The sequence below is a fragment of the Thiolapillus sp. genome (genome assembly GCF_048562965.1).
Classification (GTDB): domain Bacteria; phylum Pseudomonadota; class Gammaproteobacteria; order Chromatiales; family Chromatiaceae; genus Thiolapillus; species Thiolapillus brandeum_A.
In genome coordinates this window covers 1-531 of sequence record NZ_JBHNMF010001615.1, presented here as the reverse complement: position 1 = coordinate 531, position 531 = coordinate 1, and the positions used below count along the sequence as shown (strand labels likewise).

Annotated in this window: 1 protein-coding gene; it reads left to right on the top strand. The window is 52.7% G+C overall.

Annotated elements, in window-relative coordinates; all coding sequences use genetic code 11:
* Positions 1 to 122: 122 nt before the first annotated feature.
* A partial coding sequence (locus ACOCD2_RS25825) for a right-handed parallel beta-helix repeat-containing protein (RefSeq protein ID WP_293654003.1) occupies positions 123 to 531 on the top strand: 409 nt, incomplete at its 3' end.

Genomic DNA, 531 nt, shown 5'->3' with positions numbered 1-531 from the left:
TTCATGCTGGGAGGTGAGAGCTATCGATTGAAGCACAAACGCGAAGGCTGATTTTATCACGCCCCGGGTGGGTCAATTTTATTGGCCGAAAGGGGGTCAAAATTATTGGCCATTGACAGCAATTGGATGAAGACAATTCCGGTACTTACGACGCCCCCATCGTGCTGAAGGCTGATCCCGGCGTGGAAATAAGTTGCTGCAGTTCCAGCCGCGCCACCTGTTTCAATCTGGAATATGCCGACTATGTTGCAGTCGATGGCTTCACCCTGAAAGGTGGCAGTTATGGTGTACGCGCTGTGGGGGGCTACGAGACCCACTACCACCAGAAAGGTGTCGCCATCCTCAATAATCATATTTCCGGTCAGTACAAGGACCCCATACTCTCGGGCGGATCAGACTGGATCGTTGTGGAAAACAATATTGCACACGGTGCCGGCAGTGGTGACGGACATGGCATCTACCTGTCCAACGGCGGCGACTGGATGATCGTCCGCAACAACGAAACCTATGACAACCCCAGTTCCGATTTCC